The sequence below is a fragment of the Pseudomonas sp. KBN12P06040 genome, assembly GCF_037574965.1.
Lineage (GTDB): Bacteria > Pseudomonadota > Gammaproteobacteria > Pseudomonadales > Pseudomonadaceae > Pseudomonas > Pseudomonas aeruginosa.
The window spans coordinates 5,684,668-5,708,042 of record NZ_JBBELS010000001.1 but is presented as its reverse complement, the minus strand read 5'-3'; the positions used below and the strand labels follow the sequence as shown (position 1 = coordinate 5,708,042).

General features: G+C 66.8%; 23 protein-coding genes. 13 read left to right on the top strand and 10 right to left on the bottom strand.

The genetic code is table 11. From position 1 onward, the window contains the following. Positions 1 to 41 precede the first annotated feature (41 nt). Positions 42 to 737 (top strand): peptidoglycan DD-metalloendopeptidase family protein, encoded by a 696-nt coding sequence (locus VQ067_RS26980; RefSeq protein ID WP_003095596.1) that lies wholly within the window; start codon positions 42 to 44, stop codon positions 735 to 737. 12 nt (positions 738 to 749) lie between these two features. Here VQ067_RS26980 and VQ067_RS26975 read toward each other — a convergent pair whose 3' ends face one another. Next, on the bottom strand, positions 750 to 1,337 hold the full coding sequence (locus VQ067_RS26975) for an LOG family protein (RefSeq protein ID WP_003116172.1): 588 nt from the start codon (positions 1,335 to 1,337) through the stop codon (positions 750 to 752). 275 nt (positions 1,338 to 1,612) lie between these two features. Between VQ067_RS26975 and azu the strand changes: the two genes are divergently transcribed. Then, complete coding sequence (gene azu / locus VQ067_RS26970) at positions 1,613 to 2,059, top strand: azurin (RefSeq protein WP_003095591.1); 447 nt, start codon at positions 1,613 to 1,615, stop codon at positions 2,057 to 2,059. A 68-nt stretch (positions 2,060 to 2,127) separates the two neighbouring features. Here azu and choE read toward each other — a convergent pair whose 3' ends face one another. From choE to VQ067_RS26950, 4 genes are all read right to left on the bottom strand, one after another. After that, complete coding sequence (choE, locus tag VQ067_RS26965; RefSeq protein WP_004347688.1) at positions 2,128 to 3,051, bottom strand: cholinesterase ChoE; 924 nt, start codon at positions 3,049 to 3,051, stop codon at positions 2,128 to 2,130. 133 nt (positions 3,052 to 3,184) lie between these two features. Continuing rightward, a complete protein-coding gene (gene nadE / locus VQ067_RS26960; RefSeq protein WP_003099998.1) occupies positions 3,185 to 4,012 on the bottom strand; it encodes an ammonia-dependent NAD(+) synthetase in 828 nt (275 codons plus the stop codon). Positions 4,013 to 4,040: 28 nt separating this feature from the next. Continuing rightward, positions 4,041 to 5,240: a nicotinate phosphoribosyltransferase gene (gene pncB, locus VQ067_RS26955; RefSeq protein WP_003135529.1), complete on the bottom strand. Its 1,200-nt coding sequence runs from the start codon at positions 5,238 to 5,240 to the stop codon at positions 4,041 to 4,043. A gap of 2 nt (positions 5,241 to 5,242) precedes the next feature. Next, positions 5,243 to 5,902, bottom strand: a complete 660-nt coding sequence (locus VQ067_RS26950; RefSeq protein ID WP_003095584.1) for a nicotinamidase — start codon at positions 5,900 to 5,902, stop codon at positions 5,243 to 5,245. A 109-nt stretch (positions 5,903 to 6,011) separates the two neighbouring features. Here VQ067_RS26950 and VQ067_RS26945 point away from each other — a divergent pair, with 109 nt between their 5' ends. Beyond that, positions 6,012 to 6,614 (top strand): adenylyltransferase/cytidyltransferase family protein, encoded by a 603-nt coding sequence (locus VQ067_RS26945; protein ID WP_003095582.1) that lies wholly within the window; start codon positions 6,012 to 6,014, stop codon positions 6,612 to 6,614. Positions 6,615 to 6,628: 14 nt separating this feature from the next. Next, the gene (locus tag VQ067_RS26940) at positions 6,629 to 7,324 is read left to right on the top strand and encodes an NUDIX domain-containing protein (protein ID WP_033989945.1); all 696 of its coding nucleotides are present in this window, start codon (positions 6,629 to 6,631) and stop codon (positions 7,322 to 7,324) included. A 46-nt stretch (positions 7,325 to 7,370) separates the two neighbouring features. On the opposite strand, the gene VQ067_RS26935 is transcribed toward VQ067_RS26940, so the two are convergent. Together VQ067_RS26935 and VQ067_RS26930 are read right to left on the bottom strand one after the other, a co-directional pair. Then, a complete protein-coding gene (locus tag VQ067_RS26935; RefSeq protein ID WP_003095577.1) occupies positions 7,371 to 8,996 on the bottom strand; it encodes a methyl-accepting chemotaxis protein in 1,626 nt (541 codons plus the stop codon). A gap of 56 nt (positions 8,997 to 9,052) precedes the next feature. Continuing rightward, positions 9,053 to 9,991, bottom strand: coding sequence for a LysR substrate-binding domain-containing protein (locus VQ067_RS26930; RefSeq protein WP_003095575.1), 939 nt, complete (start codon positions 9,989 to 9,991; stop codon positions 9,053 to 9,055). Between the two features lie 619 nt (positions 9,992 to 10,610). On the opposite strand from VQ067_RS26930, the gene VQ067_RS26925 reads away from it, so the two are divergent. The 8 genes from VQ067_RS26925 to VQ067_RS26890 all read left to right on the top strand — a co-directional run bounded on the left by VQ067_RS26925 (position 10,611) and on the right by VQ067_RS26890 (position 18,653). After that, positions 10,611 to 11,735 carry a branched-chain amino acid ABC transporter substrate-binding protein gene (locus VQ067_RS26925; protein WP_003109453.1) on the top strand — a complete coding sequence of 375 codons (1,125 nt, stop codon included), beginning with the start codon at positions 10,611 to 10,613 and terminating at the stop codon, positions 11,733 to 11,735. Positions 11,736 to 11,969: 234 nt separating this feature from the next. Then, positions 11,970 to 12,884, top strand: a complete 915-nt coding sequence (locus tag VQ067_RS26920; RefSeq protein ID WP_003095571.1) for an ABC transporter permease subunit — start codon at positions 11,970 to 11,972, stop codon at positions 12,882 to 12,884. A 10-nt stretch (positions 12,885 to 12,894) separates the two neighbouring features. Continuing rightward, entirely contained in the window at positions 12,895 to 14,172 is a 1,278-nt protein-coding gene (gene livM / locus VQ067_RS26915) for a high-affinity branched-chain amino acid ABC transporter permease LivM (protein WP_003099983.1), read from the top strand. Continuing rightward, positions 14,169 to 15,041: an ATP-binding cassette domain-containing protein gene (locus tag VQ067_RS26910; protein ID WP_003095566.1), complete on the top strand. Its 873-nt coding sequence runs from the start codon at positions 14,169 to 14,171 to the stop codon at positions 15,039 to 15,041. The genes livM and VQ067_RS26910 overlap by 4 nt, the downstream gene beginning before the upstream one ends. After that, on the top strand, positions 15,038 to 15,754 hold the full coding sequence (locus VQ067_RS26905) for an ABC transporter ATP-binding protein (RefSeq protein WP_033989947.1): 717 nt from the start codon (positions 15,038 to 15,040) through the stop codon (positions 15,752 to 15,754). The genes VQ067_RS26910 and VQ067_RS26905 overlap by 4 nt, the downstream gene beginning before the upstream one ends. 70 nt (positions 15,755 to 15,824) lie before the next feature. After that, entirely contained in the window at positions 15,825 to 16,757 is a 933-nt protein-coding gene (locus tag VQ067_RS26900) for an ornithine cyclodeaminase family protein (protein WP_033956952.1), read from the top strand. A gap of 357 nt (positions 16,758 to 17,114) precedes the next feature. Beyond that, positions 17,115 to 17,876, top strand: a complete 762-nt coding sequence (locus VQ067_RS26895; protein ID WP_003095557.1) for an SDR family oxidoreductase — start codon at positions 17,115 to 17,117, stop codon at positions 17,874 to 17,876. A 63-nt stretch (positions 17,877 to 17,939) separates the two neighbouring features. Next, on the top strand, positions 17,940 to 18,653 hold the full coding sequence (locus VQ067_RS26890) for a GntR family transcriptional regulator (RefSeq protein WP_003109450.1): 714 nt from the start codon (positions 17,940 to 17,942) through the stop codon (positions 18,651 to 18,653). Here VQ067_RS26890 and VQ067_RS26885 read toward each other — a convergent pair. Together VQ067_RS26885 and VQ067_RS26880 are read right to left on the bottom strand one after the other, a co-directional pair. Further along, entirely contained in the window at positions 18,650 to 19,603 is a 954-nt protein-coding gene (locus VQ067_RS26885) for a PDR/VanB family oxidoreductase (RefSeq protein WP_003135490.1), read from the bottom strand. The genes VQ067_RS26890 and VQ067_RS26885 overlap by 4 nt on opposite strands. A 14-nt stretch (positions 19,604 to 19,617) precedes the next feature. Further along, positions 19,618 to 20,673, bottom strand: a complete 1,056-nt coding sequence (locus VQ067_RS26880; RefSeq protein WP_003099966.1) for an aromatic ring-hydroxylating dioxygenase subunit alpha — start codon at positions 20,671 to 20,673, stop codon at positions 19,618 to 19,620. 377 nt (positions 20,674 to 21,050) lie between these two features. Between VQ067_RS26880 and VQ067_RS26875 the strand changes: the two genes are divergently transcribed. Then, on the top strand, positions 21,051 to 22,385 hold the full coding sequence (locus tag VQ067_RS26875) for an MFS transporter (protein WP_003095547.1): 1,335 nt from the start codon (positions 21,051 to 21,053) through the stop codon (positions 22,383 to 22,385). A gap of 14 nt (positions 22,386 to 22,399) precedes the next feature. Here the strand turns inward: VQ067_RS26875 and VQ067_RS26870 are convergent, their stop codons facing one another. Further along, positions 22,400 to 23,296, bottom strand: a complete 897-nt coding sequence (locus tag VQ067_RS26870) for a LysR family transcriptional regulator (RefSeq protein ID WP_003095545.1) — start codon at positions 23,294 to 23,296, stop codon at positions 22,400 to 22,402. Positions 23,297 to 23,375 lie beyond the last annotated feature (79 nt).

Sequence of the window (23,375 nt, the reverse complement as noted above, 5' to 3'; positions counted from 1 at the left end):
TCGCCGCAGCCGGCCGGGTTTCATCGGGAAAAGGATTCCGTGTGTTCTTCAGATTGCTCTTGATCGCCGTCCTGCTGGCGGTATCCGCGTGCAGCTCCAAGGCTCCCGGCCCGGGGGCGTCGGTGCCGAAGGTCGTGCGCGGCGAGTATCGCGTCAAGCGCGGCGACACCCTCTATTCGATCGCCACCCGGCACGGCTGGAACTACAAGGACCTGGCGCGCGCCAACGGCATCCGCCCGCCCTACGCGGTCAAGGTCGGCCAGGTAGTGCGCTTCGACGGGCGCAAGTCGACCTACGTCGCCAGCAGCCGCTCCTCGTCGAGCAGCCGTGCGCGCAAGCCGCCGCCTCCGCCGCCGTCGGTGACCCTGCGCGGCTGGCAGTGGCCGATGAAGGGGCCGGTGATCCGCCGCTTCTCCAGTTCCGACAAGCTCAACAAGGGCATCCGCATCGCCGGCACCCTGGGCCAGCCGGTACAGGCCTCGCTGGCCGGCAAGGTGGTGTTCGCGGTGAACAACATGCGTGGCTACGGCAACCTGGTGATCATCCAGCACGGTACCTCGTACACCAGCACCTACGCGCACAACAGCCGCTTGCTGGTGAAGGAGGGGCAGATGGTCAGCAAGGGCCAGAAGATCGCCGAGGCCGGTTCCTCGGATGCCGACCGGGTGCAGCTGTACTTCGAGATCCGCCAGAACGGCCGGCCGCTCGACCCGCTGAGCCTGCTGCCGCCGTCCTGAGAGAGGAGCGGATCACTGCGGGGTGCGGTCGACCCACTTTGGCGCCACGCTTGGCGTCCAGGCGGCGAGGGCATCGAGCAGCGCCTCCGGACTGGCACCGCGCTGCAGCATGCCGCGGTGTTCGGCGCGGACGAAGCGTTCGTCGACCAGGTGGTCGAGGAAGGTCAGCAGCGGGTCGTAGAAACCGTTCACTTCGAGCAGGCCCAGCGGCTTGGCGTGGTAGCCCAGTTGGCCCCAGGTCCAGACCTCGAACAGCTCTTCCAGGGTGCCGAGCCCGCCGGGCAGGGCGACGAAGGCGTCGGCCAGCTCGGCCATGCGCGCCTTGCGCGCGTGCATGCCGTCTACCACTTCCAGGCGGGTCAGGCCCTTGTGGCCGATCTCGGCCTCCTGCAGGCTCTGCGGGATGATCCCGATCACTTCGCCGCCGGCGGCCAATGCGGCGTCCGCCACGGTGCCCATCAGACCGACCGCGCCGCCACCGTAGACCAGGGTCAGGCCGCGCTCGGCCAGGTGCCGGCCGAGGGCCACGGCGGCTTCCTGGTAGACCGGGGAAGCGCCGGGGCTGGCGCCACAGAATACGCAGACGGAACGCAAGGTCATGATCGACTCCTGTCGGGGGTGGAAAAAGGCGCACAGGGTAGCGGCTGGGAGCGCTTCGACCAAGCCGTGCGAAGCATTGCCGGACGTTGCGTCGCAGGCGCGAAGCGGCACATCTGTGCTAAAACAGGAGTTCCCCGTAGTAAACGCCGGGCAGATCCCGCTCGATGCCCCGCCACGTCCGGTTCGGGTTTGACCTGAATCAGTGGAACTCGGTGCCCGATCGGGCAGTCTGCTCTTTCAGGATTCATCGCCCAACCTGCCTAGGAGGCTGCTCCATGCTACGTAAACTCGCTGCGGTATCCCTGCTGTCCCTGCTCAGTGCGCCGCTGCTGGCTGCCGAGTGCTCGGTGGACATCCAGGGTAACGACCAGATGCAGTTCAACACCAATGCCATCACCGTCGACAAGAGCTGCAAGCAGTTCACCGTCAACCTGTCCCACCCCGGCAACCTGCCGAAGAACGTCATGGGCCACAACTGGGTACTGAGCACCGCCGCCGACATGCAGGGCGTGGTCACCGACGGCATGGCTTCCGGCCTGGACAAGGATTACCTGAAACCCGACGACAGCCGTGTCATCGCCCACACCAAGCTGATCGGCTCGGGCGAGAAGGACTCGGTGACCTTCGACGTCTCCAAGCTGAAGGAAGGCGAGCAGTACATGTTCTTCTGCACCTTCCCGGGCCACTCCGCGCTGATGAAGGGCACCCTGACCCTGAAGTGATGCGCGAGCGATCCGCTGCATGAAAAAGCCCGGCCGCTGCCGGGCTTTTTCATGGGCGCGCGCCGGGCTCAGCGCGCGTAGCGCGCCGCCATCGCTTCGCCGGCCAGTTGGTGCACGCGCCGGGTCGGATGCCACTCGTCCCAGAAGTAGTACTGGTCCGGGTTGGCGCAGGCCGGGCGGACGCTGGGCTGGGTCGGCTGGCAGGGCGCGTCCAGCTCCACCAGGCCGTAGCGTGCCGGGTTGCGCCGCAAGTGGCGGCTGAAGGTGAGATGGTCGAACCAGCTCAGCTCCAGGCCGCGGGTCTTGCGCAGGGCGGCGAGCTGGATCGGCAGGCTGGCGTTGACCGCTTGCAGGTAGCGCTGCGCCCGCTCGACCCGGTTGCCGACGACCACCGCCGGGACCACGCTCAGGTCGGTCGAACTGACCACCAGGAAGCGTCGTGCGCCGGCCTCTCCGAGACGCTGCACCGCGGCGCGGATGTTCGCCACGCTGCTGCCGGCCAGTTGTTCCAGGGTCTGCTCGCCGGCGAAATCCTCATGCTCGAAGAAATCGTTGGCGGAGACGAAGATGAAGTGCAGCGCCTGGCCGTCGGCCGGCTTGCCGTCCAGCGTGGCGAGGTAGGCGTCGACCTGGCCGGCGAGGCCGGTATGGCGGTAGGCGCTCATCCAGCCGTAGTAGTTGTCCGCTCCGCTCTTGGCGCCGCCCACCGCATGGTCGGCCAGTTGTGCGCCGAGCTGGCGGGCGAGCACCTCGACGGCGGTCGGGCCGTTGCTCCAGCGGCCCTGCCAGTAGACTTCGCCGGGCAATGCCTGGGCGCCGGCGATGCCCTTGGCGAGCATCTCGCGGGTCAGTCGCTGGCTTTCGCCGTTGTCCGAATAGCTGTCGCCGAAGGCGTGGATCTGCCGTACCGGCGCGAGCAGCGGGGACGTGTGTCCGCAGGCCTGGCCGGCCAGCAGGACACCGAGGAGCAGGGCGGGGAGACGGGTGCGCATGGCTGGCCTTCGCAGGGATTCAGCTTCCTTCTAGCGTGCCGCCGCGCGGACTTGAAGACCTGGTTGCGACAGGCACATTCCCGCCCGCGACAAAGGCCCGTCGACGACGGGCCTGCCGCACGGGCCGGGAGGCTCAGGGCGCCTTCGGCAGTTCGCGCTTGTGCTGGGTCTTGTGGTAGGTGTCGACGATCACCCGCGCGGCTTCCTCGCGCAGTGGCTGGCCGTGCAGGAAGGCGTCGATCTCGGCATAGGTGACGCCGTGGGAAGCCTCGTCCGGATGGCCGGGGCGCAGGTCCTCGAGGTCGGCGGTGGGGATCTTCTCCACCAGGTTCTCCGGAGCGCCGAGGGCGCGGGCGAGGGCGCGTACCTGATGCTTGGCCAGGCCGCTGAGCGGAGCCAGGTCGCAGGCGCCGTCGCCGAACTTGGTGAAGAACCCCATGACCGCCTCGGCGGCATGGTCGGTGCCGATCACCAGGCCGCCGCGTGCGCCGGCGATGGCGTACTGGGCGACCATGCGGATGCGCGCCTTGATATTGCCGATGACGAAGTCGCTCTTCGCCGGCTCGAGTCCTTCCAGGGCTTCCAGCTGTTCCGCCAGGGCTTTCACCGACGGACCGATGTTGACGGTCTGCTCTTCGTCGGCGCGGATGGTCGCCAGCGAGGCCTGGGCATCGGCCTCGTCCTGCTGCACCTGGTAGGGCAGGCGCACGGCGATGAAGCGGTAGGCCTGGTCGCCGGTCTGCTCGCGCAGTTGCTCGACGGCGCGCTGGGCCAGCAGGCCGGCGGTGAGCGAGTCGACGCCGCCGCTGATCCCCAGCACCAGGGTCTTCAGCCCGGAATCCTTCAGGCACTGCTGGATGAAGGCGATGCGCCGGGCGATCTGCGCCTGCACGTCGGCCTCCGACTGGAACGGCGGCTGGACCTGCAGGGCTTGGGCGATGTCGCGTTGGATCTGTTGCATGTTCGGGCTCCCGTTAGGTGCGAAAGGATTAGGCCGGCACGTTGAAGACGTGGCGGAGGTAGGCGACGAAGTTCTCGTCGCGGCATTGGGTCTTGCCCGGGGCGTCGGATATCTTCGCCACCGGATGGCCGTTGCAGGCCGTCATCTTCAGGACGATGTTCATCGGCTCGACTCCCTGGATGTCGCAGGTCAGGTTGGTGCCGATGCCGAAGCTGACGTTGATCTTGCCACGTAGCGCGCGGAACAGCTGCAACGCCTTGGGCATGTCCAGCCCGTCGGAGAACACCAGGGTCTTGCTCAGCGGGTCGATACCCAGGCGGCGGTAGTGGGCGATGGCTTTCTCCGCCCAGGCCAGCGGGTCGCCCGAATCGTGGCGCAGGCCGTCGAAGAGCTTGGCGAAGTACAGGTCGAAGTCGTCGAGGAAGGCATCCATGGTAATGCAGTCGGTCAGGGCTATGCCGAGCTGTCCGCGGTACTCGCGGACCCAGCAGTCCAGTGCCGCTTGCTGGCTGTCGACCAGCCGCGGGCCGAGTTGCTGGTGGGCCATCAGCCATTCGTGGGCCATGGTGCCGATCGGCTTGAGATCGTACTCGCGGGCCAGGTGCACGTTGCTGGTGCCGACGAAGCGCCCGGGGAAGTCGCGCTTGAGGATATGCACCACTTCCTCCTGGGTGCGGTAGGAGAAGCGCCGGCGGGTGCCGAAGTCGGCGACCTGGAATTCCGCGAGTTCCTCGCTGCTGGCCTGGGCGGAGAGCCAGTCGAGCTTGCGGTAGAGCTGCTCGCCGACCTGTTCCAGGACCACCTCGCGGTAGCGATAACGGTTGCGCACCTCGCTGACGATGGCCAGCAGCGGCACCTCGAAGAGGATCACGTGCAGCCATGGGCCGCGCAGGCGGATTGCCAGTTGGCCATCCTCGATGCCGGTGTGCACGTAGCGCAGGTTGAAGCGGAACAGGCTGAGGAAGCGGATGAAGTCCGGCTTCATGAACGGGATGCGTTCAAGGAAGGCGAGCTGGTCGGCGGTTACCTCGACTTCGGCGAGGCGCTCGATCTGGTAGCGGATCTCCGCCAGGTACGGACGCAGGTCCTCGGCGTTGCGGCAGCGGAATTCCCACTCCACTTCGGCGTTGGGGTAGTTGTGCAGCACCGCCTGCATCATGGTCAGCTTGTAGAAATCGGTATCGAGCAGGTTCTGCACGATGCGCTCGGCAAAGACGCTTTCGGCCATGTTCACTTCTCCTTGTCGGCGCCGGCGAGGGCGCTATCCAGTCGTTCCAGGTCGGCGCAGAGGATCACCCCGGCGTCGCGCATCTCGTCGCAGGCCCGCTGCGCGGTGTCCTCGGCGATGGCCCGGCAGGCGGGCAGGTAGAGCAGCACCTCGAAACCGGCGCGGCGCAGTTGCAGGGCGGTGTTCTTCACGCAGTAGTCCAGCGCCAGGCCACCCACCAGCACATGGCTCACGCCATTCTGCCTCAGGTATTCGATGACCCCGGTGCTGCGGCGTTCCGCCAGATCGTGGTAGCAGGCGCCGTAGGGGTGCAGGTCCGGCTCCACGCCCTTCCAGACGAAGAAGTCGTAGTCGATCGGCCGCGGCAGTTCGTCGAGCAGCTCGAAGCCCGGCGTACCCGGTACGCAGTGGCTCACCCAGGTCAGGTCGGCATCCGGATAGGCCAGCGGCCGCAGCATCTGCTCGGCGCTTTCCACTACCCAGGCAGCCTTCGGGCTGTGCGCGTCCTTGCTGCCCAGGCGCAGCGCGGCGCGGCTGGCCAGTTGGTTGAGGGCGGCGCCGATGGCGTCGCCGCCGGGCACCGGCAGTTCGTCCGGGCACAGCGGGGTGAAGCCTTTCTGGGCGTCGACATCGAAGCTGGCGATCTTGCTGGGGCGATTCATGGAAGCCTCCGCTTGACGGGTTGGGGCTGAATGTGGGTACATAATTCATCACGTGAAATAAGTCGTCAAGCACTTGTACTACAAAATTTCGCAGTGGAAGGTATTTTCTATGCGTGATGAAATAAGTTCCCGGATTCGCCGACTGCCTGCCGGGATGAGCGGCGGACGCGCCCCCGACTTCGCTCTCGCGGTCTATGGTGGGGCGTTCGACCCGCCGCACCCCGGCCATGAGTCGGTGATCCGCCGGGCGCTGCTTTGCGCCGAACGGGTCGCCCTGGTGCCGAGCCACCGCCACGCCTTCGGCAAGCGCATGGGCGATTTCGAGCTGCGCTGCCGCTGGCTGGCGCGGCTGGCCCGGCGGATCGATCCGCGGCGGGTGTATTGCGAGCCGATCGAAGCAGGATTGATGCCTGATCGTCCGGCGGTCTACAGCATCGACCTGCTGGAAGCGCTGGCCGCGCGTAGCGGCCTGGCGTCAGCGCGGATCGCCCTGCTGATCGGCGCTGACAACGAGGCGGAACTGCCGCGCTTCGAACGCGCCGCCGAATTGTGCTGGCGCTTCGGCCGGCTGGTGGCGGAGGAGCGGCTGCCGCTGCACAGCTCGATGATCCGCCAGCGCCTGCGCGAAGGACTGGCGATACCGGAGGCCTGGTGCCTGCCGGAAGTGAAGGACGAACTGCACTGCTATGGCGGCGAACGCCAGGCGGTCTGAAGAGAGGAGTGACGATGAGTTCAGCGGAAGTATTGGCCAGCGTGGATATCGTGGCGTTGCGCCTGAACCCCGGGCACGGACTGGAGCTGTTGCTGATCCGCCGCGCCCAGGCGCCTTTCGCCGGCCAGTGGGCCTTGCCCGGCGTGCTGGTCAACGGCCGCAGCGCCGACCACAGCCTCGACGACGCGGCGGTGCGCGCCCTGCGCGACAAGGCGCGGCTGGAGCCGGCCTACATCGAGCAGGTGGCCACGGTCGGCAACGCGGTACGCGACCCGCGCGGCTGGTCGTTGAGCGTGTTCTACCTGGTGCTGGTCGGCCCGGACACCCGGGTGGAGGACGACGACCTCGACTTCGTGCCGCTGCGCGACGTTTGCAGCGAGCGCTTCGCCCTGCCGTTCGACCACGCCCAACTGGTACAGCAGGCCTGCGAGCGCCTGGCGAGCAAGTCGGTGTACAGCGCCCTGCCGCTGTTCCTGCTGGCGCCGCGCTTCACCGTGGCCGAGGCGCTGAAGGCCTTCGAGTGCGCCATCGGCCAGGAAGTCCAGCATTCCAGCCTGCGCGGGCGCCTGGAGCGGATGAAAGAGGCTGGCTGGGTCGAGGACACCGGCGAACGCCAGCGTCCGCCCATGGGGCGCCCGCAACACGTCCTGCATTTCACCCCGAAGCAGGGCGGCGCCTTCGTTTTCGACCGCAGCCTGCTGGCGTCCTGACAAACGGGTGCGGCAGGGCCGGTGAGGCCGCTCCCTGCCGCGCTTGCTAGACGGTGAAGCGCTGGATCTGCTGCTCCAGTCCGTTTGCCAGCTTCGCCAGCTCGACACTGGAGGTGGAGGTCTTCACCGCGCCCTCGGCGACTTCACCGATGCTGGCATTGAGCGAGTCGATGTTCTGGCTGACCTCGCTCGCGGTGGCGGTCTGTTCTTCCGTCGCCGTGGATATCTGCGCGTTGCTCTGGGCGATGCCTTCGATCGCCTGGGCGATGAGACCGAGCGCCTTTCCCGCCTCGTGGGCGCGCTGGACGCTGACCTGGGCCTGCTCGCGTGACTGCTGCATCACGCTGACCGCGCTGCTGGCGCCTGCCTGCAGGGCTTCGATCATCTCGCGGATGGTTTCGGTGGCCTTGTGCGTATTGGTGGCCAGGCTGCGCACTTCATCGGCGACCACCGCGAACCCGCGTCCGGCCTCGCCCGCCCGTGCGGCTTCTATCGCGGCATTGAGGGCGAGCAGGTTGGTCTGCTGGGCGATGTTCTGGATGACTTCCAGAACGGTGCTGATTTCCTCGGTCTTGTTGCGCAGCGTGTCGATGACGGCTCCCGCCTCTCCGACCATGACCGACAGGCCCTGGATGGCGTCGAGGTTCGCATGCACGAGGCCGGTTCCGGTGTGCGCCTCGCTGTTCGCCGATTCCGCGCTGGCCGCGGCGGCCTGGGCGTTCCGCGCCACGTCCTGGACCGCCATGCTCATCTGGTGTACCGCCGTGGCGACCATGTCGGTCTGGTCGCCCTGGGACGTGGCGACATGGCTGACCTGGTTGCTGATGGCGCTCATCTCGTCCGAGGTGACGGTCAGCTTCCTGGCCGTTTCGGCGAGATGGCGGAGCAGCGCCTGCTGGCTTTCCAGCATCATATTGAATGCGCGCGCCGTATCGGACACTTCGTCGCGCCCGCGCGCATCGGCGCGGAGCGTGAGATTCGAGGAGTCCTGCACGCGGCGGATCACCCCGCGCAGATCGGAAAGCGGGCGCATGATCGACAGGCTGATGAACCAGGCCGCGGCGACGATGAGGACCAGGGCTGCGGCGCCGATGAGCAGGAAGGTGGTGCGCATGGAGTCGTAGCGTTTCTCCATCTGCTCGTTGAGCTTGGCGCCTTCGCTGAGCTGCAGGTCGATCAGCGTCGACAGCGCGGTTCCCAGGGGATCGAACGCACCATACATCTCGCGATTGAACGTGCCGGCCTCGACGTTTCGCAGGCTTCCGGCCCTGGCCTGCTCGCCGTATGCCAGGGTCATCCGCTTGACCTGTTCCAGGGTGGGGACCAGCGACTCGATGATTTCCTTCTCGGCGGCAGTCCGGTGGTCTGCGGAATAGTCGGCCCACGACTTCTCGATGCGCGACAGCGCCCCACTCAACTCCTGCTGCAGGCGCTCTTCATCGAAGACGCCCGCACGGTACTTGTGCAGGGCGTCGACCACGCTGACCGCAACGGCGTCGGCGACGATCTTGAGCTGGCTGATGGGCTTCATCCGGTTGTTGAAAAGGTCCTGGAAGCTGGCATCGAGTCGACTGGCGTTGGCCAGCGCCATCGCGATGACCGTGACGAGCATCGTCAGGGGCAGCAACGCCAGGACCAGCAGGCGGATTCGAACCGTGACGCCAGTGAGCATGGGACGTTCCGAGGTGAACCGAGTGAGAGTAAAGATGGTTCCGCGCAGCGGAAACGTCAAACCGGGCCGTGGCGCGTCTGGCGGGGGCCCGCTGAGGGTTGCTCCTGCTCCAGGCGCTCTACCATCCACTCGATGAAATGGCGCACCTTGGGGACTTCCGCGGCATGCTCGGGATAGGCCAGGTAGTAAGCCTCCTGGCTGGGCAGGGCGTGCGGCCAGGCGATCGCCAGCTTGCCTTCGGCGAGTTCCTCCTCGACCAGGAAGCGCGGTAGCAGGGCTACCCCGCAACCGGCCTGGGCGGCGCGGATGCACATGTAGAAGGTGTCGAAGCGTGGACCGTGGTAGCAACCCTGGCAATTTCGCTCCAGGCTGGCGAACCAGTCGTGCCAGGCCTCCGCGCGGCTGGCGTTCTGCAGCAGCACCAGCCCCGCCAGTTGGGTCGGTTCGTCCAGTCCGCCGGCCGGCAGCAGGGATGGCGCGCAGACCGCCACCAGTTGTTCGCCGAACAGGCGTATGCACTCGGCGCCCGGCAGGGTGCCGGGGCCGAAGAAGAATGCCAGGTCGCAATGGCCCTGGCGCAGGTCGTCCGGTTCCAGTTCCTGGCGCAGGTCGAGGTGGATGTTCGGGTGGCGGTGGCGCCAGCCGTTCAGTTGCGGGATCAGCCAGCGCGCGCCGAAGGTCGGCGGGGTCGCCACTCGCAGCACTTCGGTCTCGCCGCCGTAGGAAAGCAGGAAGCGGGTGGACAGCTCTACCTGCTGCAGGATGCGTCGTACCTCGGCCAGGTACAGCTCGCCGGCCGGGGTCAGTTGCAGGCGCTTGCGCACCCGGCGGAACAGGGCGTGCTGCAACTGCTCCTCGAGTTGCGCGACCTGCTTGCTCATGGCGCTCTGGGTCAGGCTCAACTCTTCGGCGGCGCGGGTGAAGCTCAGGTGCCGGGCTACCGCTTCGAAGCATTGCAGGGCGGTCATCGACGGCAGGCGGCGTTTGTTCAGCATGGCGGGTTTCCTGGCGCGGGTGGAGCGGGCGGAACGCGTTATATGAATAAACGGAATGACGTGGGGAGGAAAGCTCGCTTGCCGGAGTGGCGGGCGACGCTTATTACTGCCGGCAAGTCTCGCGATAGAGCATTCGCTGGCTTATGACGAATCCGTCACAGCGCTTTGCGCCGAACGTGGCGTCGCTCACGGATATGTCCATGTCGTATTCGAATCGACTTTTTCCGCCAAGTACCGAATCCCGGGAAGTTCATGTTCATATTAATTTTAAAAACCGCTCTGTCCTGCACTTTCATTGAAAAAGAGGACCTCAATTAGTGCGTGCAGCGCACCAGTGACGTGCAGTTTCTAACCGCTTCAATATCGTTGTAGAGTTATTCCTAGGAACGGTTCAGGCCCTGTGAGGCCTGGGCTGTAGCTCTCCGAAGGGGATTCGGAGAAATGCCTAAATGACTGATTTCCAATAACAAAGATAAAAACGGAAAGGAGGGCTAAAGTTCTTGTGGCCGGCCACTCAGGAAAAAAACGAATGGCACGCCGCTTGCTCTGCCTGTTGAGCGAAACACAACAACAACATCGTAGTTACGAGCGCCAACATCATCCTCAGGAGCAACACCCCATGTCCAAGAAGCTGTTCAGAAAAGGCATCCTGGCTCTCGCGGTTTCGTCCGTGATGGGTCTTTCCACGCATGCGCTGGCCGACGTCGTGATCGGCGTGGCCGGACCGCATACCGGCGCCAACGCCTCCTTCGGCGAGCAATACTGGCGCGGCGCGTCCCAGGCGGCGGAAGACATCAACGCGGCGGGTGGGATCAACGGCGAGAAGATCAAGCTGGTCAAGGCCGACGACGCCTGCGAACCGAAGCAGGCCGTGGCCGTGGCCAACCGCCTGGTGGACCAGGACAAGGCCATCGCCGTGGTCGGCCATTTCTGCTCTTCTTCGACCATCCCCGCATCCGAGGTCTACGACGAGGCCGGGATCATCGCCATCACCCCCGGTTCCACCAACCCGCAGGTCACCGAGCGCGGACTCTCCGGGATGTTTCGCATGTGCGGCCGCGACGACCAGCAGGGCGTGGTCGCCGGCGACTATATCGTCAAGGTGCTGAAGGCCAAGAAGGTCGCGGTGATCCACGACAAGGACACCTATGGCCAGGGCCTGGCGGACGCCACCAGGGCGCAACTGAACAAGCTCGGCGTGAAAGAGGTTCTCTACGAGGGCCTGACCCGCGGCGAGAAGGACTTCAACGCGCTGGTTACCAAGATCCGCGCCTCCGGTGCCGAGGTCGTCTACTTCGGCGGCCTGCATCCGGAAGCCGGTCCGCTGGTACGGCAGATGCGTGAACAGGGACTGACCGCCAAGTTCATGTCCGACGACGGCGTGGTCACCGACGAACTGGCGACCACCGCCGGCGGTCCGCAGTACGTCAAGGGCGTGCTGATGACCTTCGGCGCCGACCCGCGGCTGATCCCCGACGGCAAGGCGGTGGTGGAGAAGTTCCGTGCCGGCGGTTTCGAGCCGGAAGGCTACACCCTCTACTCCTACGCCTCGATCCAGTCCCTGGCGGCGGCCTTCAACGGCGCCGGCGCCAACGATCCGGCCAAGGCCGCCGAGTGGCTGAAGTCGCATCCGGTGCAGACCGTGATGGGCAAGAAGGAATGGGACAAGAAGGGCGACCTGAAAGTCTCCGACTACGTGGTCTACGAGTGGGACGACAAGGGCAAGTACCACCAGTTGCCCTGATCGCGCTCGACCGCCATGCGCCGGGCACAGGCTCGGCGCATGGGTAAGTCCGGGAGCTGCTGAAGTGCTCGCCCGTGCTTGCCGCCGTAGTGCGGATTCACCGAAGACGTCTGCGTGTGGTCGGTCTGGAGTCCCGCGATCCGGGGCCGTTTCAGTAGCACCCGTCCGCTTTCACCGGCGAGCGCCGGCGCGCCTTACAAAGGCCGTCGCGATTCGCCCTGAAGAGACTGAAAAATGGACGGCATCTTCCTCCAGCAAATGATCAACGGGCTGACCCTCGGCTCGGTCTACGGCCTCATCGCCATCGGCTACACCATGGTCTACGGCATCATCGGCATGATCAACTTCGCCCACGGCGAGGTGTACATGATCTCCGCCTACCTGTCGGCCATCGCCCTTGCCCTGCTGGCCTTCTTCGGCCTGCAGAACTTCCCGCTGCTGATCCTCGGCACCTTGCTGTTCACCGTGCTGGTGACCTGCACCTACGGCTGGGTGATCGAGCGCATCGCCTACAAGCCGCTGCGCAACTCCACGCGCCTGGCGCCGCTGATCTCGGCGATCGGCATGTCGCTGATTCTGCAGAACTACGTGCAGGTGGCACAGGGACCGCGCCAGCAGGGGATCCCGACCCTGCTCGACGGCGCCCTGAAATTCCACGTCGGCGACGGTTTCGTCCAGCTCACCTACACCAAGCTGTTCATCCTGATCGCTTCGCTGATCGGCATGGCGGTGCTGACCTACGTGATCCGCTACACCAAGCTCGGGCGCATGTGCCGGGCGACCCAGCAGGACCGCAAGATGGCTTCGATCCTGGGGATCAACACCGACCGGGTGATCTCCTACGTGTTCGTCATCGGCGCGGCGATGGCCGCCCTGGCCGGGGTGCTGATCACCATGAACTACGGCACCTTCGACTTTTACGCCGGCTTCATCATCGGCATCAAGGCGTTCACCGCGGCGGTGCTCGGCGGCATCGGCTCGCTGCCCGGGGCGATGCTCGGCGGCCTGGTGCTGGGAGTGGCCGAGGCGCAGTTCTCGGGGATGGTCAACACCGACTACAAGGACGTGTTCGCCTTCTCGTTGCTGGTACTGATCCTGATCTTCCGTCCCCAGGGCCTGCTCGGCCGCCCGCAGATCGCCAAGGTGTAAGGGGACGACGATGAGCAACGAGACTTCCATCGATCTCAAGCAGTGCGTCCTCGATGCCGTGCTCTCCGGGTTGATCGCCCTGGTGGTGTTCGGCCCCATCGTCGGCGTGGTCCTCGACGGCTACGGCTTCAACCTGCATTACGAGCGGGTCGGCTGGATCATCGCGATCGTGATGGCCGGGCGCTTCCTGCTCAGCCTCTACCTGCAGACCCGCGGCGGGCGGGCCGTGCTGGAGCGCTTCGAGGGGGCTGGCAGCGGCGTCCACGTCCTGCCGCCGGGCTACAAGACCCGCTTGCGCTGGATCGTGCCGCTGATCCTGGTGGCCGCGGTGATCTTCCCGTTCTTCGCCAGCAAGTACCTGCTGGCGGTGGTCATCCTCGGCCTGATCTACGTGCTGCTGGGCCTGGGCCTGAACATCGTGGTCGGCCTCGCCGGGCTGCTCGACCTCGGCTACGTGGCCTTCTACGCCATTGGCGCCTATGGCCTGGCGCTGGGCTACCAGTACCTCGGCCTGGGTTTCTGGACCGTCCTGCCGCTGGCCGCGCTGACCGCCGCGGTGGCCGGGGCGATCCTCGGCTTCCCGGTGTTGCGCATGCATGGCGACTACCTGGCGATCGTCACCCTGGGCTTCGGCGAGATCATCCGCCTGGTACTGAACAACTGGCTGTCCTTCACCGGCGGGCCGAACGGCATGCCGGCGCCGGCGCCGACCTTCCTCGGCCTGGAGTTCGGCCGCCGGGCCAAGGATGGCGGGGTGCCGATCCACGAGTTCCTCGGCATCGCCTACAACCCCAACATGAAGTTCCTGTTCATCTACGTGGTGCTGTTCCTGGTCGTGCTGCTGGTGCTCTACATCAAGCACCGGCTGACCCGGATGCCGGTCGGGCGCGCCTGGGAGGCGCTGCGCGAGGATGAGATCGCCTGTCGCGCGATGGGCCTCAACCATGTGCTGGTGAAACTCTCGGCGTTCATGCTCGGCGCCTCCACCGCGGGACTGGCCGGGGTGTTCTTCGCCAGCTACCAGGGCTTCGTCAACCCGTCCTCGTTCAACTTCTTCGAGTCGGCGCTGATCCTCGCCATCGTCGTGCTCGGCGGCATGGGCTCGACGGTCGGGGTGGTGATCGCCGCCTTCGTCCTCACCGTGGCGCCGGAGCTGCTGCGCAGCTTCGCCGACATCCGCGTGCTGCTGCTCGGGATACTCATGGTGGTGATGATGATCTGGCGGCCGCGCGGGCTGATCCGCATCAGCCGGGTGGGCTTCGCCCCGCGCAAGGGGGTGGCGCCATGAGCGACAAGATCCTCAGCGTCGAGCACCTGATGATGCACTTCGGCGGCATCAAGGCGCTCAACGACGTCAACCTCGACGTCGAGCGCGGTTCGATCACCGCGCTGATCGGCCCCAACGGCGCCGGCAAGACCACCGTGTTCAACTGCCTCACCGGCTTCTACAAGGCCACCGGCGGCAACATCCTGCTCAACACCCAGGGGCGCACCACGGACGTCATCCAGGTGCTCGGCGAGCCGTTCCAGCTGGACGACTTCGTCAAGCCGCCGCAACTGGGCAGTCGCCTCTACTACAAGATGTTCGGCGGCACCCACCTGGTGAACCGCGCCGGGCTGGCGCGGACCTTCCAGAACATCCGCCTGTTCAAGGACATGTCGGTGGTGGAGAACCTGCTGGTGGCGCAGCACATGTTCGTCAACCGCAACCTGCTCGCCGGCATCCTCAACACTCCCGGCTATCGCCGCGCCGAGAGCGAGGCGCTGGACCACGCGTTCTACTGGCTGGAGGTGGTCGACCTGGTGGACTGCGCCAACCGCCTGGCCGGCGAGATGTCCTACGGCCAGCAACGGCGCCTGGAGATCGCCCGGGCCATGTGCACGCGGCCGGAACTCATCTGCCTGGACGAACCGGCCGCCGGCCTCAACCCGGCCGAGACCCACGCCCTGAGCAACATCGTCCGCTACCTGCGCGACCACCACGGGATCACCGTACTGCTGATCGAGCATGACATGGGCATGGTGATGAACATCTCCGACCACATCATCGTGCTCGACCACGGCGACGTGATCGCCCGTGGCAACCCCGAACAGATCCGCCATGACGAGAAGGTGATCGCCGCCTATCTCGGTGCCGACGAAGAGGAGCTGTCATGAGCGCGGCGTTGCTGGAATTCCGTGAGGTGGACGTGTTCTACGGGCCGATCCAGGCGCTGAAGAAGGTCTCGCTGCAGGTCAACGAGGGCGAGACGGTGAGCCTGATCGGTGCCAACGGCGCGGGCAAGTCGACGCTGTTGATGTCGATCTTCGGCCAGCCGCGCGCGGCGGCCGGGCAGATCCTCTATCGCGGCCAGGACATCCGCCAGAAGTCGGCGCACTACGTGGCGTCCAACGGCATCGCGCAGTCGCCGGAAGGACGCCGGGTGTTCCCCGACATGAGCGTCGAGGAAAACCTGCTGATGGGTACCATCCCCATCGGCATGGACCACGCCGAGGAGGACATGCAGCGCATGTTCGAGCTGTTCCCGCGCCTGAAGGAGCGGCGCAACCAGCGCGCCATGACCATGTCCGGCGGCGAGCAGCAGATGCTCGCCATCGCCCGCGCGCTGATGAGCCGGCCGAAGTTGCTGTTGCTCGACGAGCCCTCCCTGGGCCTGGCGCCGATCGTGGTCACGCAGATCTTCCAGACCCTGCGCGAGCTGGCCAGGAGCGGCATGACCATCTTCCTCGTCGAGCAGAACGCCAACCATGCGCTGAAGCTCTCCGACCGCGCCTACGTGATGGTCACCGGGGAAATCCGCATGAGCGGCAGCGGCGAAGAACTGCTCGGCAACCAGGAGGTGCGCAACGCCTATCTCGGCGGACATTGAGCGCGCCCCGCCCCGGCTGCCTGGCCGCCGGGGCGGGCGCTGCCCTGGAGCCACGGAGGAAACTCGACTTATGCACAGCCTGCGCTTTTTCAGCAACGCCGAGGTCGCCGAGCGCCTGTCCTATCCACAACTGATCGAGGCGTTGCGCATCGGCCTGGCCAAGCCTTGCAGTGCGCCGCTACGCAGCTGCCATGCCTTGCCGGCGCAGGCCTCGCTGCTACAGATGCCGGTGTGGCAGGCCGGTGAGGGGATCGGCGTGAAACTGGTGACGGTGTTCCCTGGCAATGGGGCGCGTGGCCTGCCGGCGGTGGCCGCGGTGTTCGCTCTGTTCGACGGCGAAGACGGTCGCCCGCTGGCGTTGCTGGAGGCTTCGGAGTTGACCGCCCGGCGTACCGCCTGCAGCTCGGCGCTGGCCGCCGACTACCTGGTGCGGGACGATGCGCGGCGCCTGCTGGTGGTCGGCTGCGGAACCCTGGCTGCGCACATGGTGCGGGCCCACGCCTGCGTGCGCGACTATCGCCACATCGACATCTGGGGCCGCGATCCGGCCAAGGCCGCCGCGCTGGCCGCCCGGCTGCGCGCGGAGGGCTACCCGGCGCGAGCGGCCGACGGGTTGCGCGCGGCGGTGGAGGCGGCCGATTGCGTCAGTTGCGTTACCACCTCCCGCGAAGCGCTGGTGCGCGGCGCATGGCTGAAGCCGGGCGTCCATCTCGACCTGGTCGGCGCCTTCCTGCCGTCCATGCGCGAGACTGACGCCCTGGCGGTGGCGCGCGCGCGGGTCGTGGTGGATACCCGCGCAGGCGCGCTGGAAGAGGCTGGCGACTTGTTGCAGGCGATCGCCGAAGGCGCCATCGGGCGCGAGGCGATATCCACCGAACTGCGCGACTTGCTGGGCGGGGCAGGGCGGCGCGGCGATCCCGGGGAAATCACCCTGTTCAAGTCGGTGGGTTATGCGCTGGAGGACCTGGTCGCCGCGCGCCGGGTTGTGGATAACGCCGCCTGAGGTTGTTCAGGATTTCTGTGCGGGGGCTTGTGGATAAGGTGGGTAAGAACCGCCAAGCCCTTGAATTGGCGAGGGTTAGGCGTGGCTGGTCAGAAAATGATCAGTGCTCGCGCCGGGGCACTTATCCCCAGCGCGTGGTCATGCCGCTGCCACAGTTGTTCAGGAAAACTGTGCGACGCCCTGTGGACAAGTTGGTGGCTGTTCGCTGCGGCCCAAGGACGGTGCGGGTTCCGCGAGGTTGGTCGTTTTTTGAGCAGACGCCTCGGCAAACTCGTGCGCAACTGTATGGCCAACCGGGCACGGCGAGGCTCTAGAATCCCCGGATATCGTTTTTCCGCCCCGTACGAGGAGATGCCCATGTCGTCCACCCTGTTCATCACCGGCGCCACCTCAGGCTTCGGCGAAGCCTGCGCCCGTCGTTTCGCCGAGGCCGGCTGGTCGCTGGTGCTCACCGGCCGTCGCGAGGAGCGTCTGCAGGCCCTGGCCGGCGAGCTTTCGGCGAAGACCCGGGTGTTGCCGCTGACCCTGGACGTGCGCGACCGCGCGGCGATGAGCGCGGCCGTGGACAACCTGCCGGAAGAGTTCGCCACCCTGCGCGGCCTGATCAACAACGCCGGCCTGGCGCTGGGCACCGACCCGGCGCAGTCCTGCGACCTGGACGACTGGGACACCATGGTCGACACCAACATCAAGGGCCTGCTCTACAGCACGCGCCTGCTGCTGCCGCGGCTGATCGCCCACGGCGCCGGGGCGAGCATCGTCAACCTGGGTTCGGTGGCCGGCAAGTGGCCCTATCCGGGTAGCCATGTCTACGGCGGCACCAAGGCCTTCGTCGAGCAATTCTCCCTGAACCTGCGTTGCGACCTGCAGGGCACCGGGGTGCGCGTGACCAACCTCGAGCCGGGGCTGTGCGAGAGCGAGTTCTCCCTGGTCCGCTTCGGCGGCGACCAGGCGCGCTACGACAAGACCTACGCCGGGGCCCATCCGATCCAGCCGGAAGACATCGCCGAGACCATCTTCTGGATCATGAACCAGCCCGCCCACCTGAACATCAACAGCCTCGAGATCATGCCGGTGAGCCAGTCCTGGGCCGGCTTCGCCATCCACCGCGAAAGCTGACCGGCGGAGGCGGCCGGGGCGCGCTATGATGCCCCGGTCGTCCCGATCGAATAAGCGAATTCCATGAGCAAACCGGGCCAACGCGTGCTGGCCGAGCTGCGCAAGCTGATCGCTTCCGGCGAACTCGCCGCCGGCGAGCGCATCGTCGAGATTCCCACCGCCGAACGCCTGCAGGTCTCGCGCATGCCGGTGCGCATCGCCCTGCGTACCCTCGAGCAGGAAGGCCTGCTGTGCAAGACCGGGCGCGGCTACAGGGTGCGCGCGGTGACCCGCGAGGATATCGCCGGCGCGGTCGAGGTGCGCGGCGTTCTGGAAGGCCTGGCGGCACGCCAGGCGGCCGAGCGCGGGCTGTCCGCCGAGGCACGGGCGACCCTGGAGGAATGCCTGGCCGAGGGCGACCGATTGTTCGCCAACGGCCAGGTCCTGCTGGAGGAGCTGGAGCGCTACCAGCGCATGAACATGCGTTTCCACCGCACCATCATCGAGGCCAGTGGCAACCCGGCGATCGCCGTGGCGCTGGCGCGCAACGACCACCTGCCGTTCGCCTCGGTGAGCGCCCTGGCGGTGGATCGCGACAATCTCGAGCAGGAATTCCGCCGTTTCAACTTCGCCCACATGCAGCACCACGCGGTGGTCGACGCGCTGGTCAACGGCCAGGGGGCGCGCGCCGAGGCGATCATGCGCGAGCACGCCAACGCGACCCTGCGCTATGCCGACTACTTCGATCCGGCGCGGAAGGGCGTCACCGTGCTTCACGGCGACGTCGCCGCCGACTAGAGATCCAGCACCAGCCGTGGGCTGCGCGAACGCGAACAGCAGGGCGTGAAGCAATCGTTGGCGGCTTGCTCCTCTTCGCTGAGGTAGAGGTCGCGATGCTCCGGCTCGCCGTCCAGCACGCGGGTCAGGCAGGTGCCGCAGATGCCCTGCTCGCAGGAGGCCGGCAGGTCCACCCCGGCTTCGCGCAGGGCCGCCAGCACGGTCTGCCCGGCGGCGACCCGGATCAGCGCCCCGTTGCTCGCCAACTGCACTTCGAAGGTGCCGTCCGCATTGGCGTCCCGTGGCGCGGCGGCGAAGTGCTCGCGATGCAAGCGGCTTGCTTCCCAGCCCAGTTCGCGGGCGCTTTCTTCGATCCACTGCATGAAGCCCGCCGGCCCGCAAAGGTATAGCTGGGCGTCGCGCGGACTGGCCGCCAGCAGGGCGCGAAGGTCCGCGCGGCGGCTGCTGTCGCCGTGGTCGAAGTGGCAGTGCACGCGGTCGGCGAAGGCGCACCGGTCAAGATAGTCGACGAAGGCCGCGCGCTCGGCGGAATGCGCGCAGTAGTGCAACTGGAAGTCGGCGCCATCGCGGGCCAGGCGTTCGGCCATCGCCAGCAGCGGCGTGATGCCGATGCCGCCGGCGAACAGCAGGCGCGGACCGGGCTCCGGCGACAGCGGGAAGAGATTGCGCGGCTCGCCGATGCGCAGCCGCTGGCCGACCCGCAGTTCGGCGTGCAGCGTGGCCGAGCCGCCGCGCGAGTCGCGGCAGCGGAGTACGGCGATACGGTAGTGGCGCGGCCGTTCGGCGGGGCCGCAGAGGGAGTACTGGCGGACCAGGCCGTTGGGCAGGTGCAGGTCGATGTGCGCGCCCGGCTCGAAGGACGGCAGTGCCGCCCCGTCGGCCCGGAACAGTTCGAAGCTGTGGATATCCTGCGCCTCCAGGCGGATGGCGCCGACGATGACCTCGATCATGGCGAAGGCTCCCGTCAGGCCTGGGCGCGGTTGGGGGCGGCGGCCTGGCGCTCGTCCGCCAGCAGGCGCTCGATGATGCGCCGGGCCTGCACGCCGCCGGCGTCGATGTTCAGTTTCAGCAGGTCGCGCCGTGGATGGCGCAGCAGGTTGCGCTGTTGGCTTTCGAGCATTTCCAGGTCTTCGCCGAAGATCTTTCCCTGGCCTTCGCGAATGCTCTCGGTAAGCGCCTGGTCGTGGGCCTGGAAGTTGCGCGCCATGCCCCAGAAGTACCAGATGGAAGTGGCGCTCTCCGGGGTGATGAAGTCGACCACGATGCTCGCCGCCTTGCGCTCCGCCGGCGCCTGGTAGCCGCCGTGGCCGGCGTGGGCCACGCCGACCTCGATCAGCACGTGGCTGGGCGGCGTGAAGCGGCAGATCTGCCAGCGGTCCACCGCCACGTCGTCGGCCAGGCCGTTGCCGCGCAGGGCCATGCGCCAGAACGGCGGGGCCATGACATTCTGCATGTGGCGGCTGGTGATCACCTCGTCGCCTTCCACCCGCGTGGTCGGCGCGGCCTCGTCGATTTCCTTCTGGCCGATGCTGGACGCATGGACATAGGTCTCGTGGGTCAGGTCCATCAGGTTATCGATCATCAGGCGATAGTCGCAGTGGATGTGGTACAGCCCGCCGCCATAGGCCCAATCGGGGCTTTCCGCCCATTCCAGGCGGGGTATCAGCGCGGCGTCGGCCTGTTCTTCCGCGCCCGGCCAAACCCAGACGAAGCCGTGCCGCTCCTGCACCGGGAAGCGACGGATGCAGGGGAAGCCGCGGACCCGCTGGCCGGGCATCGCGCGGGTGCGACCGTCCTCGCCCATCGCCAGGCCGTGGTAGCCGCAGACCAGCACGCCGTCCTCGACGAAGCCCAGCGACAGCGGCGCGCCACGGTGCGGGCAGAAATCCTCGAGGGCCGCCACGCGGCCGTCCTCGCCTCGGTAGAAAACCATCGGCTCGTCGCAGATGCGTCGGCCGAGCGGCTTGCCGGCCAGTTCGTCGGGGGTGCAGGCCACGTACCAGGCGTTCTTCGGAAACATCGTCGGATCCTCTCGTTGTTTTTGTAATTGGATCCAATGATTCGCGAGGCAACTTTTCCAAGTCAACCGTTTCTGTACAAAAAATAATCCGTTCGATAGTCGAACATAAAAAACTTCAGGAAAAAATTGCTCAATTATCTCGTTCCAGAGCCTTTCTCGGATTTCGCTGACAGTGGGATATCCGCTGGCCATCCGTTTTCTTGTCGCACAAATGGATCCAATAGGATTGCGGCATCGACGCAACGGTGCCAGGGTGCCTGCGCTTGCCGTGCCTACAACAACAAGAAAAGGGTCTTCCCGATGATGGATTCCTGCATTCCCGCGCCTCGCTCCCGCCTGCCGTCGCTTCTTTCCTGTCCGCTCGGGGAGGGCCGCCCATGAACCGGGACTTGCGCCGCGCTCTCGACGACGAACCGATGCGGCCGTTCCAGTGGCTGGCGGTGGCTGTGTGCATCGTGCTCAACCTGATCGATGGCTTCGACGTGCTGGTGATGGCCTTCACCGCATCCTCGGTGGCCGCCGAATGGAACCTGGGCGGCGCCGAGATCGGCCTGCTGCTCAGCGCCGGCCTCTTCGGCATGGCCGCCGGCTCGCTGTTCATCGCGCCCTGGGCCGACCGCTGGGGGCGCCGCCCGCTGATCCTCGCCTGCCTGGCGCTGTCGGGCCTGGGCATGCTCGCCTCGGCACTGAGCCAGGCGGCCTGGCAACTGGCGTTGCTGCGTGGGCTGACCGGACTGGGTATCGGCGGCATCCTCGCCAGCAGCAACGTGATCGCCAGCGAGTACGCCTCGCGCCGTTGGCGCGGCCTGGCGGTAAGCCTGCAATCCACCGGCTACGCGCTCGGCGCGACCCTTGGCGGACTGCTCGCGGTATGGCTGATCGGCGCCTGGGGCTGGCGCTCGGTGTTCGTCTTCGGCGCTGGCCTGACCCTGGCGGTGATCCCGCTGGTCTGCCTGTGCCTGCCGGAGTCGCTGGACTTCCTCCTGGCGCGCCGGCCGCCGCGGGCGTTGCAACGGGTCAACGCGCTGGCCCGGCGCCTGGGCCGCGCGGCGCTCGCCGAACTGCCGAGCCCGCCTGGCGGCGGAGCGGAGCACGGTAGCCGCCTCGCCCGGTTGCTCTGCGTCGCCCAGCGACGCACCACGCTGCTGCTCTGGGCGCTGTTCTTCCTGGTGATGTTCGGCTTCTACTTCATCATGAGCTGGACGCCGAAGCTGCTGGTCGCCGCCGGCCTGTCCACCGCCCAGGGCATCACCGGCGGCACCCTGCTGAGCATCGGCGGGATCTTCGGTGCCGCCTTGCTCGGCGGGCTTGCCGCGCGCTTTCGCCTGGAACGGGTGCTGGCGCTGTTCATGCTGCTTACTGCCGCTCTGCTCGCGCTGTTCTCGCTGAGCGCCGGGCTGCCCGGCGCGGCCTTGCCGCTGGGACTGCTGATCGGGCTTTGCGCCAACGCCTGCGTGGCCGGCCTGTATGCCCTGGCGCCGAGCCTCTACGACGCTTCGGTGCGCGCCACCGGGGTCGGCTGGGGGATCGGCGTCGGTCGCGGCGGGGCGATCCTCTCGCCGCTGGTGGCCGGGCTCCTGCTCGACGACGGCTGGCAGCCGCTGTCCCTCTATGGGGCGTTCGCGGCGGTGTTCGTCGCCGCGGCCGCCGTGTTGCCGCTGCTCGGTGCGCGGCGTCGCGAGCGCTCGCCGACGCTGGGAGACGCTGCGTGAGGGCCGCCGGCGTTTCAGCGCTGGGCGGCGATGATCGCCTCGGCGATGGTGGTACGGAACCAGTTCAGCGCCGCCGAGCGTTCGCTGCTCTCGTGCCAGTGCAGGGAGACGTCGAACGGCGGCAGGGTGAAGGGCAGTTCGAGCATGCGCATGCCGCCTTCGGCGACGAAGCGATAGGCGATCTGCGCCGGCAGGATGGTCAGCAGCTCGGTACCGGGAATGATCTTCGGCAGCACCGAGAAGTGCGGCACCCGCAGGCTGATGCGGCGCTGCACCTGCATGGCCTCGAGCACGTCCTCGGCGATGCCGTGGCCGGAGGTGCGGGTCACCACGATGTGCCGCTCGGCCAGGTACTGCTCCAGGCTCAGGCTGTCGCCGATCCGTGGGTGGCGGTCGCTGAGCAGGCACACGTAGCGCTCGTGCAGGACCCGTTGGCTGCGCGCGCCGGGCACCGGCTGGCGGCAGATCGCCGCGTCGACCTTGGCGCTGCTCAGCCAGGCGCCGACCTCGTCCACCTGCAGCGGCAGCACTTCCACTTCGGCGAACGGCGCGTCGCGGGTCAGGCGTTCGAGGATCAGCGAGAGGAAACCCACTTCGCCGAGATCGGTGAGGGCGATGCGGAAACGTCGCTCGGTGGTCGCCGGATCGAAGTGGCGAACGCTCTGTACCGCGCCCTCGATGCGCGTCAGCGACTCGCGGAAGGTGCCGTAGAGCTGCTCGGCGACGAAGGTCGGCTGGATGCCGTCGCGGGTGCGGGTGAACAAAGCGTCGTCGAACAGTTCGCGCAGGCGCGCCAGGGCGTAGCTCACCGATGGCTGGGTGACGAACAGGCGCTCCGCGGCGAGGGTCACGCTGCCCGCTTCGTAGAGGGTGACGAAGGTGCGGATCAGGTTGAGATCGATCGGACTCATATAGACCAGTTCTATTTTTTATAGAAAGAGTATCGATTTGATTGATTATCGAGCGGCTGCAACAGTAGCGCAAATCCAG